At 49.8% G+C, this 13,006-nt stretch carries 12 protein-coding genes; 6 read left to right on the top strand and 6 right to left on the bottom strand.

Features of this window, described 5'->3' with window-relative positions; all coding sequences use genetic code 11:
* Positions 1 to 68: 68 nt before the first annotated feature.
* The 3 genes from GAC_RS01390 to GAC_RS01380 are packed head-to-tail and all read left to right on the top strand — an operon-like array spanning position 69 to position 2,008.
* Positions 69 to 734, top strand: coding sequence for a MotA/TolQ/ExbB proton channel family protein (locus GAC_RS01390; RefSeq protein ID WP_010263249.1), 666 nt, complete (start codon positions 69 to 71; stop codon positions 732 to 734).
* Complete coding sequence (locus GAC_RS01385) at positions 724 to 1,191, top strand: ExbD/TolR family protein (protein ID WP_010263244.1); 468 nt, start codon at positions 724 to 726, stop codon at positions 1,189 to 1,191. Before GAC_RS01390 ends, GAC_RS01385 begins: the two co-directional genes overlap by 11 nt.
* Complete coding sequence (locus GAC_RS01380; RefSeq protein WP_010267257.1) at positions 1,163 to 2,008, top strand: cell envelope integrity TolA family protein; 846 nt, start codon at positions 1,163 to 1,165, stop codon at positions 2,006 to 2,008. The genes GAC_RS01385 and GAC_RS01380 overlap by 29 nt, the downstream gene beginning before the upstream one ends.
* Before the next feature lie 13 nt (positions 2,009 to 2,021).
* On the opposite strand, the gene GAC_RS01375 is transcribed toward GAC_RS01380, so the two are convergent.
* Positions 2,022 to 3,392 carry a sensor histidine kinase gene (locus GAC_RS01375; RefSeq protein ID WP_044051791.1) on the bottom strand — a complete coding sequence of 457 codons (1,371 nt, stop codon included), beginning with the start codon at positions 3,390 to 3,392 and terminating at the stop codon, positions 2,022 to 2,024.
* Between the two features lie 217 nt (positions 3,393 to 3,609).
* On the opposite strand from GAC_RS01375, the gene GAC_RS01370 reads away from it, so the two are divergent.
* The gene (locus GAC_RS01370; RefSeq protein ID WP_010267253.1) at positions 3,610 to 4,788 is read left to right on the top strand and encodes an aspartate aminotransferase family protein; all 1,179 of its coding nucleotides are present in this window, start codon (positions 3,610 to 3,612) and stop codon (positions 4,786 to 4,788) included.
* A 259-nt stretch (positions 4,789 to 5,047) separates the two neighbouring features.
* Complete coding sequence (locus tag GAC_RS01365; RefSeq protein ID WP_010267249.1) at positions 5,048 to 6,067, top strand: hypothetical protein; 1,020 nt, start codon at positions 5,048 to 5,050, stop codon at positions 6,065 to 6,067.
* 274 nt (positions 6,068 to 6,341) lie between these two features.
* Here the strand turns inward: GAC_RS01365 and GAC_RS01360 are convergent, their stop codons facing one another.
* Together GAC_RS01360 and GAC_RS01355 are read right to left on the bottom strand one after the other, a co-directional pair.
* The gene (locus tag GAC_RS01360) at positions 6,342 to 8,615 is read right to left on the bottom strand and encodes an FtsK/SpoIIIE family DNA translocase (RefSeq protein WP_012658865.1); all 2,274 of its coding nucleotides are present in this window, start codon (positions 8,613 to 8,615) and stop codon (positions 6,342 to 6,344) included.
* Positions 8,590 to 8,868 carry a YggT family protein gene (locus GAC_RS01355; protein ID WP_010263232.1) on the bottom strand — a complete coding sequence of 93 codons (279 nt, stop codon included), beginning with the start codon at positions 8,866 to 8,868 and terminating at the stop codon, positions 8,590 to 8,592. The genes GAC_RS01360 and GAC_RS01355 overlap by 26 nt, the downstream gene beginning before the upstream one ends.
* A 196-nt stretch (positions 8,869 to 9,064) precedes the next feature.
* Here GAC_RS01355 and GAC_RS01350 point away from each other — a divergent pair, with 196 nt between their 5' ends.
* Positions 9,065 to 10,321: an HlyC/CorC family transporter gene (locus GAC_RS01350; RefSeq protein ID WP_010267243.1), complete on the top strand. Its 1,257-nt coding sequence runs from the start codon at positions 9,065 to 9,067 to the stop codon at positions 10,319 to 10,321.
* Here the strand turns inward: GAC_RS01350 and GAC_RS01345 are convergent.
* The 3 genes from GAC_RS01345 to trhO all read right to left on the bottom strand — a co-directional run.
* Positions 10,242 to 11,183, bottom strand: coding sequence for a thiamine phosphate synthase (locus tag GAC_RS01345; RefSeq protein ID WP_241760105.1), 942 nt, complete (start codon positions 11,181 to 11,183; stop codon positions 10,242 to 10,244). The genes GAC_RS01350 and GAC_RS01345 overlap by 80 nt on opposite strands.
* A 266-nt stretch (positions 11,184 to 11,449) precedes the next feature.
* Entirely contained in the window at positions 11,450 to 12,289 is an 840-nt protein-coding gene (locus GAC_RS01340; RefSeq protein ID WP_010267235.1) for a pyruvate, water dikinase regulatory protein, read from the bottom strand.
* Positions 12,290 to 12,492: 203 nt separating this feature from the next.
* Positions 12,493 to 13,006, bottom strand: a 514-nt coding sequence (gene trhO / locus GAC_RS01335; RefSeq protein WP_037349076.1) for an oxygen-dependent tRNA uridine(34) hydroxylase TrhO, incomplete at its 5' end; no start/stop codon positions are given.

The raw sequence follows: 13,006 nt of genomic DNA, 5'->3' as shown, positions 1-13,006 counted from the left end.
TTTTTTTATTCATTGACCGCAGCAGATTAAGGGTATAGAAATTGGCAGTGGTTCGGTGGTTTTTGTTTATGAGGGATGTAGTCGAATCGTCCATTGATATCCAGAACAGCTTGTCTATGCTTGGTGCGTTTTCTAACGCAGACATTGTAGTTAAGGCCACCATGCTCATATTAGTTGCGTTTTCTGTAATTTCTTGGTCAGTAATTTTGAAGAAGCATTTGGTGCTAAGAAAACGGGCCAGGGAAATCCGGGAGCTCGAGGAGCGTTTCAGCTCCAGAAGAACTTTCACCAACCTAACCGAGATTATAGGTCATAGCACGGGCATTGTGTCGCAAATATTGAACTACGGAATGCAAAACTCCAAGCTGGTTACGAACAAGCAGGCGGGGTTGCACAGGTTTGTGAGCGCAGAATTAAGTAGAACCCTAGACAAGCTTGAAGACAACGTAGAGCTTCTGGCAACCATCGGGTCCTCTTCCCCTTTCATAGGGCTGTTTGGAACCGTATGGGGGGTTGTAGGCAGTTTGCGCTCCATCCCAGCTGGGGCAAGCGTGGGCATTGCGTCTGTCGGCCCAGGCATGGCTGAAGCCCTGTTCGCAACCGCCTTGGGGTTGCTTGTCGCAATACCCGCCAACATATTCTATAACAGGTTCACAGCACTTATAACAAGGATGTCCAACCGTCTAAGCAATCTGGTGTGCGAGCTCGAGGCATTTGCAGATAATGAGGAGTAGGTCCGCATCGCACAGATTGTCAGAGCAGCGCAGGGAAGTTCGCAGGTTTCGTTCCGAGATAAATATAACACCCTTCGTGGACGTAGTGCTCATACTTCTGGTGATATTCGCGGTTTCGCATACAGAGAAGGCCCTGCCATCGCTCCTTGTAAATCTTCCCAACGCAAGTAGGGCTCTGGGCTTGGACTCCGAGCAATCAGTTGTCTTGACCATTACCAAGAAAGGTACTATATATGTGAACGATAAGCTTTCCAGAGAGGCAAATCTGGAGACTGACCTCATGTCCGCAACTAAGGGCAAGGAGGCCCAGGTGTTCTTGCGTGGTGACGAGGGCGTGAGCTACGGGGCGATCATGAGGGTGGTTAATTTGTTGTCTGGTTACGGCCTCAGGAAGGTGGCTCTGGTTGCTGATAATAGCGTGGTTGCCGATGTTGGGAGCAGTGCAGGCCGCACGTAGTGTGCTTTTGAACAACGTTCACGTGGCTTTGTCAGTGCTTTTGCACGTGGTCGCTGGTGGTGTTTACTTCGCAGGCACCTGGGCTATGGAGCGAGGCAAGGTACAGCATGACGCAGGAAATGCGGTTATAGTGTTCGGTTCCGTTCCCGTGGCGGAAGCAGATAATGTTCGGGCGGGTAGGCAGCCCGTCGTCCTTCAGAAAAGAAAAGTCGAGTATAGGCCCACAGAAAAGGCTGAGCGTGTCGTTGTGGAGCCGATAAAAAGAATACCTCCGCCCCCGGGGAGGAAGGCCATGGAAAGGGAGAGGTTGGTTACGCAGCCACAGCAGCAGGCTGCTCCTCCGGCGGTGGAACCGCTTCCCGTTGCTGCTGACGCGCAAGATTTCCCAGAAACCGCAGAGCAGGAGTTGTCAGGAATACTGCAAGCAGTGCAGCGTGAGGCTAATATCGGGCCGCCCGGCGCGGAAAATGAAGTGGATTCCGGTGAGGCTAAATACGACGAAAAGCACGAGCTCGCGGTAAGGATAGCAAACTCCATCAGGAGTCGGTTCGTTGAATGCTGGACCGTCCCCGCGGGCGCAAAAGATGTAGAAAACATGGTGGTGAAAGTCGGCGTGGTGCTGGCTCCCAGCGGAAAGGTGGTTAGGGCTGGCATCACAGATACTCATTTATACAACAGCAACCCCTTCTTCCGCGCCGTAGCGGATAGCGCACTGAGAGCGGTGTACAAGTGCAGCCCACTCATGGGGCTAAACAGAAACGATTACAACCTGTGGCACGAGATAGTTCTAACCTTCAACCCCAAGCCCGAGTTGTGATAAGCCGGGTGATCTAAAAGGCTTTTCCCTCTTTCGCACCTTCCTGCTTGTGCGGGAATGTTAATGTCACTATAGTGCCCAGGTTCGGCTCGCTTTTTATGCTGAAGGTCCCTTGCATAAGCTCCACAAGCTTTTTGCTTAAAGGCAGCCCCAACCCTGTGCCCTCATACTTGCGAGAGTGCGTACTGTCGGCCTGCCCGAAGACGGACATCACCTTGTACAAATCCTGTTGGGCAATACCAATACCAGTATCACTGATTTCCACTATAAGTTGCTCACCCCTGATCTCGGCACACAATTTAACCAGCCCACCTTCCGGGGTAAATTTCACCGAGTTTGACAGTACGTTTATGATAACCTGCTTCATCCTCTTCGGATCCGCAAGCATAACAATGGGCTCTTCTGGCATTTCCTTTTTGAGCTCCACCTTAGCATCTTTTGCCCGGGGCAGCACCATTGTGAAGGACGAATCTACAATCTTACCTAGGTCAAATTTGACGAACTCTACGGTGAGCTTGTTGGCCTCCGCCTTTGAAAAATCTAGAATATCGTTTATCAAGCTCAGCAGGTGCACACCCGATTGGTGAATGTCATTTATGTACTCCTTATATTCCTCGCTGCCAATTGGGCCCAGCGACTCCGACTGAATGATTTCAGAAAAGCCGATAATAGAGTTGAGAGGGGTGCGCAACTCGTGGCTGACGTTGGCCAAAAACTGAGACTTGCTTACGCTTTCTCTTTCAGCAGTTTCCTTCTGCTCCTGAAGTTCTAGGTTCGCATCATACTGGCTGCTAAGCAGCCTTGCACTCCTTCTGTAAAACAATACAACCAAACACACGCAGCTCAGTATTGCTACTCCAACGGGTATGACCAACATTCCGTGCACGCCTCTAAGGGCCTGGGAAAGCTTTCCGTAATTTTTTATCACCTGCAAAAAAACTTTGGGGCCGTCATCTTGCAACACGATCGGAAATACGGTAAAAATCCGACCATCCGCAACCACTCCCCGTAAAACATCGCCATTCGCGAGAGCTGCGAGTTGTGCCTCCGATAAAGACTCACCGCCAGCAGAGCCCTCAACGGAGCCCTCCCCCACAGTGAATATGATACCGCCAGAACCGTGCAACACCACCGTCACTCCAGTAAGGTTTTGCAACGCTTGTACAAACTCTGCACGCAGTTTTATCATCAAATTAACATGGTAAGGGTCAGTGCTCACGTGTGTGGGAATAGTTCGAAGCAAGTCAGTATATTTGTCTAGTATCGTATGTGACAACACCTGGCCTATGTCGGCAATATCCTCTGCCGAAGCCATATCTAAAGTGCGCTCTAGCACTTTCACATGCACATACCAAGTCGCGCCGATAAATAGTGTAACAAGCATCGCTAAAGATAGATTTTTAAAGTGTCTGATAAGCACGTATCCGCACCCGACCACTAGCTATGGGCGAGGTTAATAGCATAACGCGCTCACATCAATACTTAAATTGCGTACCCTTCTAAACTGTACGTCTATATAAACTTTAGGTAAGAGTAATCTTGTTGACCTACAGAGGACTTTCACAGTATCGTCAGTCATAGCCGGAAGTTGAGGGGCAGTTGTGGGTAATAGTTGTATCGTTCCGTTTTACGCACCGTTTGATGTAAGTTTTGCGCGCGGTGAGGGGGTTTATCTGTACGACACGCAAGGCAAGCGATACATAGACTTCGTGTCTGGAATTGCCACCGTTTCTCTTGGACATTGCCACCCTGCATTGGTTAACGCACTAGAAACCCAAGGTAAAACTCTCTGGCATGTATCAAACATGTACCGCATAGCTGAGGCTGAGCGGCTCGCAGAAAAGTTGGTGGGCTGTAGCTTTGCGGATTTGGCGTTTTTTTGCAATTCCGGTGCTGAAGCCGTAGAGTGCGGATTTAAAATCATCAGATCGTACCAAAACGGCAAGGGAAGGCCGGAAAGATACAAGATATTAACCATGAGGCGCTCTTTCCACGGCAGAACCTACGCTGCTTGCTCGGCGAACGAACCGCAGCATTTTATGCGGCTACTGCACCCATATGTAGACTGGTTCGTTAGTGTTAATCCTGACATAGACTCAGTGCGAAGTGAAGTCAGCAAAGGCAACATAGGTGGGATTTTGGTAGAGCCGGTACAGGGCCAGAGCGGCGTGCATATTCTTGGAGGAGAGTTTCTCAAAGGCTTACGCGACATATGCGATGAGCATGATATGCTGTTATTCTTTGACTGCGTGCAGTGCGGAGCGGGAAGGACCGGCAAGTTCTTCGCGTATGAGCATTTTGGCGTGCATCCGGACGTGTGTTCAATTGCAAAGGGCATGGGTGGGGGGTTCCCTATAGGTGGTTGTCTCATCACAAAAAATGCCGGACAGTTTGCTGCCGTGGGCATGCACGGGTCCACCTTCGGTTGTAACCCATTAGCAACAACTGTAGCGTACGCAGCTGTGAGCGAAATTCTCCGCGAGGGGTTCCTTGAAAATGTCTCCAACAATGGAAAATATCTGGTTGATGAACTCACAAAGTTGTCAGGAAAATTCAGTGGCATCATTGAAGAAGTGAGGGGGCTCGGCCTCATGGTTGGGCTGCAGATGAACACCAAGGTAAACGTACGTGCTTTTGCTGGTAAGGTTTTGGAGCAAGGGTTGCTTCTCTCCACAGCTGACAGCAGAAACGTGCTTCGGATGTTGCCGCCGCTCGTAGTTTCCAAAGGCGAAATCGAAGAGGCATTGCACATATTTGCGCGCTGCCTGGAGGAGATATAGAGCAGAATTTACACAGGAATGAAGCCAGAAGTGGCCACTGCCCGGAGCATCAGATCGTATTGCTGGACAGCTGTAAGTGCCCCGCAAGTCGGCAGCCACCCGGGTAACTCTGAGTTCTGTGTGGGTACTGTGCGATGCTCACCTTATTAAGCGCTCTATGTAGTTTCAGAACAAAAAAATAACGTAAGTATTTTATTGATTTCTTAACCAATAAAGGTTACAATACTTGCGCTGTGCAGGTTTCTTCTTGGGGTGTAGTGTGCCTTCTAGTTTAAAACGTGTCAGGTGCAGGCATTCCTCTGCACCACTTTTGTCAGACCTTCTTGAAGAAGAAAGTAAAACCCACTCGGCAAGGGGCCGTATAGGCAGAGCGTCGCGGTTCATCCAAAAAATTGAAGAAAAGCGCCAATCAAATAGCACAGATATTTTTCTGATCGCCTCCTTTTCCCTGATGGTGATAGAAGCGCTCTCGTCTTCTTTCACCATATATTGCCTGGACTATGGCGCAAACGCTAGTGTCAAAGCCAAAGTCGTCGTGGCGTATTATGCATTATACGCCGCGCTTTCCTGTATTCTCTTAGTGAACGCAGTGCTCTCCGCTATACGGGTGAGGCAGGCATATAAGAAAAAGGAAATAAACGCCAAACAGCAGTCGGTGCAACTTGCAGGGGAGGCTCTAACCATAACAACGGGATTGATGTGGATTACAATATCCTTAGCTTCAATCACAATGGCCCTCTCATCAAGCGTGCACATGCAACTGGCGGCTATGTGCTTGGCCGTCATGGCGCCCGCGCTTGGTGCTCTCTCGGCATTCTTGAGGGTCTATGAGGTTTCCGTATCATACAAGAAGGAAAAGCTAGATGTAGCCCGCAGGGGAGATTCCGCCTCTGGCCCCGCCGTAATGTCGCAGCGCAGAAAAAACTGGTACTGCTTCCAGTCTGGCTTATTCCTGACTATTGCACTGTTTGAATTTGCGCACTTTTTATGCCATGTGTACGAGGCGTACCTGCTCCAGGGCAATACACACCTCCTCTATAACATACAAGACAGGGTGCTTTTGGGGACGCAGATCTTCCTTACCTGCGTATTTATCCTCCTTGAAATTGCTAAGGTGTACACAGAAAAGGGCGCCGAATCGCCCCAGTCCTCACTTGTGAACAGCTTTGAAGATAGAAGTTTGGGCGATAATTCTAACACGCCAGAATATGCTAGCACTGCAACCTTAGTGCAGCATAGCTCGGCGTCTAACGCACGTACCGCACCTGCGATGGCTTAGGCCACCTATTACTGTTTTTTTGATGATCGCATGGTAGCGTGTGCTTCACGTGGAACTGGTTTCCCTTTCGAGCACCAATAGTAACCTGGTGCAGATCATCATCGGCACCCAGTCTTTGGAAGTTGTACCAGTCTGAGCACAAACAGTGTTTGCTACTGCAACACGTCGGTATGCGTCCTTTTTGCGCGCTAAGGCTTAATCCCCTCCCTTGAAAAAATTTGGCGTATAACTGTCACAACAGTGGGTACTTGCTGGAGGCAGTATCAGCTGCAGATCATTCCACAATCTCCCGCTTGCCGAGCTGCCCTGAGGTTATCACCCCTTCCCTTTCCATGCGCTCGACGAGGTTTGCCGCCCTGTTATACCCTATTCTTAGTTGTCTTTGTACGTAGCTTATAGACGTTTTACGATCTCGAAGAACTATTGCCACCGCCTTTTCGTATAGGCTGTCATCAGAGGAATATCGAAGGTCTTCCACATCTTTTTCTTCGCACTCAAGAACCTTGGCAATACCATCTATGTAATCCGGCCTTCCCTGCATCTTCAAGTGGTTTACAACATCCTGCACTTCATTGTCGCTAACAAACGCACCGTGGACCCGTCTTATTCGCCCCCCGGAGACCATATATAGCATGTCACCCATGCCGAGTAGCTGTTCTGCACCCTGCTCTCCAAGAATTGTCCTGCTATCTATCTTGGAAGTCACAGAGAAGCTGACTCTAGTGGGGAAATTCGCCTTGATAACACCTGTGATAACATCAACCGAAGGTCTCTGCGTAGCCATTATTATATGTATTCCGGCAGCACGGGCCATTTGCGATAATCTCTGTATGGATGATTCAATCTCCTTGCCCGACACGATCATGAGATCGGCCATTTCATCCACCACAACAACTATGTAGGGAAATTGGACCTTCTCTATGGGCGTCCTCTCAAACACCGGTTCCCCCGTATCCGCGTCGAAGCCCGTCTGCAATACCCTTTCAAGCACGGCCCCGCTGCTTATTGCCTCCTTGATCTTCGCGTTATAGCCGGTAACATTCCGCACACCCACCGCGGACATGAGCCTATAGCGCTCTTCCATTTCTGACACCACCCATTTTAACACAGCCACCGCCTTTTTGGGCTCAGTAACCACCGGAGTAAGCAGGTGAGGAATGTTGTCATATATAGATAGCTCCAACACTTTTGGGTCAATCATGATCATCCTGCACTGCTCGGGAGTGAGGCGGTACAATAGCGATAAAATCATGGTATTGATGCCCACAGATTTACCAGAACCGGTGGTTCCAGCAATCAGCAGGTGCGGCATTTTAGTCAAGTCGGCAACTACCGCTTCCCCATCTATGCCTTTACCGAGAATTATTGGAAGCTTGAGGTCAGGATCAGCATACTCCCTGCTTTCTATGAGGCCGCGCAACATCACAATTTCTCTGCGCTGATTGGGAATTTCTATACCCAAAACATTCCTCCCAGGAATCACCGAAATCCTGGTAGACAGCGCGCTCATGGACCGAGCAATATCGTCTGACAATCCTATCACCCTAGATGATTTTGTCCCAGCAGAGGGCTCAAACTCATATAAAGTCACCACCGGCCCGTGGCGCACGTCGATTATCTTGCCATATACACCAAAATCCTTCAGCACTGAATACAGGGCATCGGTTTCGTCCCGGTGGTCGGGCATATTGTCGCAACTAGCCCCAGTCGACGGCAAATGCTCCGCCAGTAATTTCACCTTCGGCAGAGCAAACACTGCAGGCTTTTCTGCTCTATTTTTTGGCTGCTTTGGAACAGCGCTACGAGCCAACGCGGCGTCATCCTCGGTACAGGTGCGCGGCTGCGGCGAGGGCCGCGGCTGTTCCGCGGTGGCGCGCGGAGCCTGCGGCGGAGACGTAGTAGGTTCAGGTACAAACTGTGGTAACGTAGGCAACAGCGCCGGATACTCGACCGAATGAGGAATCCCTTCCACCACCAGTAAGTCATCACTGCAATCGCCAACGTTAAGCCCGCTTATCCGAGATTTAAACTTCACAAAAAGCTCATACAGCGCAACAATCGGCCCCCAGCCGGCAGAGCCAACCATCCCCACAACGATCAACCCTACCAGCACGGAAGTGGGTAGTGATGCGAGCTTGGCCCCTATGAAACCCCCATGGTAGAATTTACTCGTTACGCCGAGAGATAGCTTTGACAGTATACCACCCACCCCAGCGGCAACACTCAGGACACACGGCATGTGTATTTTGCGCACTAGAGAGGGCGCACGCTTTAACCTAAAAAGGCCAAGCACCCCGCACAAAGCCCCGGAGAGCCCGAACAACTGCACTACAATATCCCCTACATACGCACCTGGAATACCCATCAAATTCTGGATGGTGGCATCACTCAGCATACCAGCCGTGTTCAGCGATGCATCAGAAGGATCGTACGTGAGCACAGACAGGGTAACAAATATGGCCGCCAAAAAATGGAAAGTGAACCTGCACCAAGCCGCAACGCAATCCTTCAGCATGTACCACCTATCCAAAATAGTAGCGCAGGGCATATCTGAAAAAGCTTATAGCCACCAGGAGTATCAGAGGAGAAAAGTCAAAACCCGAAACATTGGGTATATACCTACGGAGCACGGAGATAGCAGGGTTCAGCACCCTAGACAGCGCAGAGAACACCCGGTACACAAACTCGTTATACCTGTTAACAATGCCCATGGCAATCAACCACCCCAGCAACACCCAGGTAATGAGCGCCATGTTATATATGCTCAGCAATGTATCAACAAGGTAGGCCACCGGGTGCATCACTGAACCTCTCCACTACGCCATGAATCCAACAACAGTTGGCCATTATACAAGAATCATAAACAATAAAAACCGTAAAAATACGCTTTCTCGCCCGGGTTTTTCAAAACCACTTCAAAATCACGGGGAAAAATTCATCTTGAAGGATGTACGGTTATTGTGTATAGTCGGCCCGGAGTGGGTTTTGTTCCCTGTAGTGTTTCTTATTTTCGCTTTTTTGCTGTTGGCCTCCGCCTTTTTTTCGGCTGCGGAGACCGCGCTGACTTCCGTGAGCGCCTCCTCCATACACAGATTGGTCCTTGGCGGGGACAGAAGGGCGAAAATTGTGGAATCGCTCAGCAGGCGGAAAGAGATGGTCATCAGCGCCATGCTTGTTGGCAACACGATAGTTAATATATCTTCCTCCTCAGTCGCAACTGCTATGTTTCTGGGCTTTTTGGGCCCAGAGGGAATTGTGGTCTCCACAGTTACGGTTACCCTTTCTATTTTGCTGTTCGCGGAAGTCCTACCAAAAACGTATGCCATACACAATCCTGAAAAGATATCCCTGCGCTCCGCCAGGCTTGTGGCCTGCTGTTCGTTCGTTCTTTCGCCGTTGTGCTCACTAATCACGCATATCGTCAACTACACACTGAGAATACTTGGAGTGCAAGGACAAAAAGAAATAGTTTCGGCGGCGGAAGCCATGCGAAGCCTGATATTAATGCACGGAAGCAAGGGCACCATGTTAAAGCAGGATCTAGACATGCTAAGCAGCGTGCTAGACCTTGCGGAAACCGAAATATCTCAGGTAATGACGCACAGAAAGAATTTGTTCGCGCTAAACATAGACGAGGACGTAGATGTTCTGGTAAAGCAGATCCTACAGGGCAGCCATAGTAGAATCCCAATGTGGCAGAAGAGCGAAGAGTCGATAGTTGGTGTTGTGCACGTCAGAGACGTGACCGATTTGGTGCGCGAGAAAAGCAATAACGTCACCAAAAAAGACATTTACAGGATAATGATCAAGCCCTGGTTTGTACCCGATACAACACCTCTTAGTGTCCAACTGCACAACTTCCGCAAAAAGCGTAGGCATTTGGCCTTAGTTGTTGATGAATATGGCACCTTGCAGGGCGCAGTAACGTTGGAAGATATTTTGGAGGAGATAGTTGGAGATATCTCTGACGAGCACGATGTTGTACCTGAGAGTTTCATAACGGCCATTAGCAATAGCGAGTATTACATCAGCGGTGAGGCACCGATTAGAGACGTCAATAGGGAATTGGGCTGGAGTTTACCGGAAGAGGCGTCTACACTGGCCGGCCTTATCTTACATGAAGTAGAGCGAATACCAGAAGAAGGCGAGGCCTTTCAGTTGCACGGGTTCTCATTCAAAATTTTGAAGAAAAACGGGAATATAATATCACTAATTGGCATAAGCATACCGTTGAATGGTTCGGAGGAGACTTAAGCTTAGCGCACTGCACCCACTGCTTTAGTAGTTGTAACCCCTGAGGCTTAAACCTCATATCCTTCGAGGTAGTATGAAACACCGGCCCAAGAGCGACGTAGGAAGGGCGAATAAAGCATGCGCGTGCCAGTTCATGATAGCAGTGCGTGCTCAAGCCCAGCTTCATTTTAGATTTTAGGATACTTTCCAGGTCTGCGGTTTGCACATCTTCCTGGCCCAGGTGTACACCATGTGCCCCATGTTCTATGGCGATATTCCAATGGTCGTTCACAATCAAGCATACCCCTTTGTCTTTAGACAGCTGCGCACAGCGCCGGACCATTCTATCAACCTCGCCTATCGGCGCCTCCTTGGCTCTCAATTGGATGGTTTTCACGCCACAACGCACTGCTCGCTCAAACCAGGTATCGTCAGGCACAATGAGATACAAACCTATGTTTTCAAGCTTATCAAAGCCATACATAGTATCCCGACAATCAAACCCACTTGCAATCCTAGGAAAGTATTCACCATTGATGTTGTACGGATTCCAATCTGCAACTGAGCCACCAGAGACGACTGCGCTCGCTAGCATCCTGGCCAGCACAATACAATCAAGCCTCGCGTCTTTCATATCCTTGCACTTTGTCGTGTTTAGCACATGATCGGCCACGTGCCTGTAGGAGCGGGCAAAGGTATCACAGTCGGTGGGCCCGGGGCATTTGTACAGGAGTTTTATTTCCTCATTCCCATCAAAGTAATAATCCGCATAGGTGCCGTCAGCGCATTCCGCATTGACGGCGTAAACGTCCCCTTCACCCTGCAAATGGGCATCACGCACGGCTTCCGCAACCGCACAGCTGGCCATATTGTCTCCACGCATAAGATGCATTTTACACCGATAAAGGTTCGCTTGAGGTTTTGCCCATTATTCCCCGAAGAATGTCGTTATACAAGATTACTTACACGCCACCCGGAGCCGAAAGCACCCATATTTTCCCTCCGCAACCGCGCAGCTGGCCATATTGTCTCCGCGCATCAGATGCATTTCACACCAACTAAGTTTTACTAAGTTCGCAGTATTCCGTGGCACATGCCGCCACACTAGGTTATGAGCCCCGCCCCAGCAGGCAAAAGCACGCATCATGGCTAGTAGAGGGCATCCCCAGTTCGGTTATTCTTCCTGTTGAAAAATTGTATGATCGTGGCTGCAATCTCCTCAACAGATTTTTGCGTCACATCTATTGTGGGCCATCTGTTTTTCGCGCATATTTTTTTCATCTCGTTAATCTCCTCCACAACCTGCTCGTAACTTACGTAGTTACAATTTTCCTGGTGCTTCATCGAGATTAACCTATTCCTGCGAATCTGTATTAATCTATCAGCGTCAATAGTGAGCCCAACAACGAGCTTGTCCGCAATTGTGGCCGGGTCTACCGGTAGCTGAACGGAACACACCAGAGGAATGTTCACAACCCTGTACCCGCGGTATGCGAGGTATATACTGGTGGGAGATTTGGAAGTTCTCGACACGCCCACTATGATGATATCGGCCTGGTCTATGTCCCACAAATTCTGGCCATCATCGTGGGAAATGGTATAGTTTATGGCATCAATGCGATTAAAATACTCGTCACCGAGCTTGTGCGGATGCGCGTTAGGGTCTTTTGTCACCTGGAGGTAGCAGGAAATCTCCCTTATGACGTGCGCGAGAACCGGTATACATCGGACGCTCTGCGCCGTCGCCTTTTCTTTCAAGTACTTCCTGAGGTCATCATCAACCACGGTGTACATTATGAGGTTATGCCTTTCGGGGTTGATGTTCAGCATAACCTTATCCACCTGACGCTTGCTGCCAACCAGCGACCATACAAACTCGTTGACCTCTAAAGACTTAAAGTGCTCAACCGCAGACCTTGCCACAGCAATTACGGTCTCACACGTGGAATCAGAGACAAGATGCAAGTCTAAAACAGCCTTATTACGCATAGCAGAGTGAGAGAGCACTGCGCCAGGGTAACACAAACCATGACCGCCAGCAATAGCAGATGCGGGAAGGGCCCATCGTGGCAGCAGAAAATCCTAACGCAGCCAACCGGGACGGAAGGCAGACAGACCGCGGGGAAAGGACTGAAGATTAGTGGAAAAACTCACCGTATGGCCACCGACACGAGAAGGCGTAGCGCACCTCCTCATGCCTGTAGCCTGCAGTCCCAACACATGATGTTCCCCTTGGACACAGAGCGGAGATCGCTGGCATCCACCTCACCCGCACACTTAATGCATTTTATATCCTCGCTGGGAGACACGTTTCGATCGACAGCTATTCTATCATCAAAAACGAAGCACTCTCCCTCCCACAGGCTATCATCGCCGCGCACAGTTTCCAGGTAATTCAGTATGCCACCTCTGAGATGGTAAACGTTCCGAAAGCCCAAACTACGCATAAAGGCAGTAGACTTCTCGCACCTTATGCCCCCAGTGCAGTACATGGCAACGCAGGTATCTCTTTCCTTATCCAGTGCCCAGTTCCTTGCCCACTCAGGGAACTCTCTAAACGAGGAAGTACCGGGGTCTATCGCACCTTTGAACCTACCTAGCCTGACTTCATAGTCGTTTCTCGTGTCAATCACATGCACATCAGGAGAAGACACAAACTCGTCCCAGTCGCGGGGGTCAATGTACTCTCCCCTAAGCGAGCAGTCA

Source organism: Anaplasma marginale str. Florida, assembly GCF_000215485.1.
GTDB lineage: Bacteria > Pseudomonadota > Alphaproteobacteria > Rickettsiales > Anaplasmataceae > Anaplasma > Anaplasma marginale.
The sequence above is the reverse complement of the archived record's forward strand: the minus strand, read 5'-3'. Positions and strand labels throughout refer to the sequence as shown.

What these genes read in the sequence shown, in the direction of transcription:
- GAC_RS01390 (WP_010263249.1), top strand. Translation starts at nt 69, where the DNA reads ATGAGGGATGTAGTCGAATCGTCCATTGATATCCAGAACAGCTTGTCT.
- GAC_RS01385 (WP_010263244.1), top strand. Translation starts at nt 724, where the DNA reads ATGAGGAGTAGGTCCGCATCGCACAGATTGTCAGAGCAGCGCAGGGAA.
- GAC_RS01380 (WP_010267257.1), top strand. Translation starts at nt 1,163, where the DNA reads ATGTTGGGAGCAGTGCAGGCCGCACGTAGTGTGCTTTTGAACAACGTT.
- GAC_RS01375 (WP_044051791.1), bottom strand. Translation starts at nt 3,392, where the DNA reads ATGCTTGTTACACTATTTATCGGCGCGACTTGGTATGTGCATGTGAAA.
- GAC_RS01360 (WP_012658865.1), bottom strand. Translation starts at nt 8,615, where the DNA reads ATGCCCTGCGCTACTATTTTGGATAGGTGGTACATGCTGAAGGATTGC.
- GAC_RS01355 (WP_010263232.1), bottom strand. Translation starts at nt 8,868, where the DNA reads ATGCACCCGGTGGCCTACCTTGTTGATACATTGCTGAGCATATATAAC.
- GAC_RS01345 (WP_241760105.1), bottom strand. Translation starts at nt 11,183, where the DNA reads ATGCGTGGAGACAATATGGCCAGCTGTGCGGTTGCGGAAGCCGTGCGT.
- GAC_RS01340 (WP_010267235.1), bottom strand. Translation starts at nt 12,289, where the DNA reads ATGCGTAATAAGGCTGTTTTAGACTTGCATCTTGTCTCTGATTCCACG.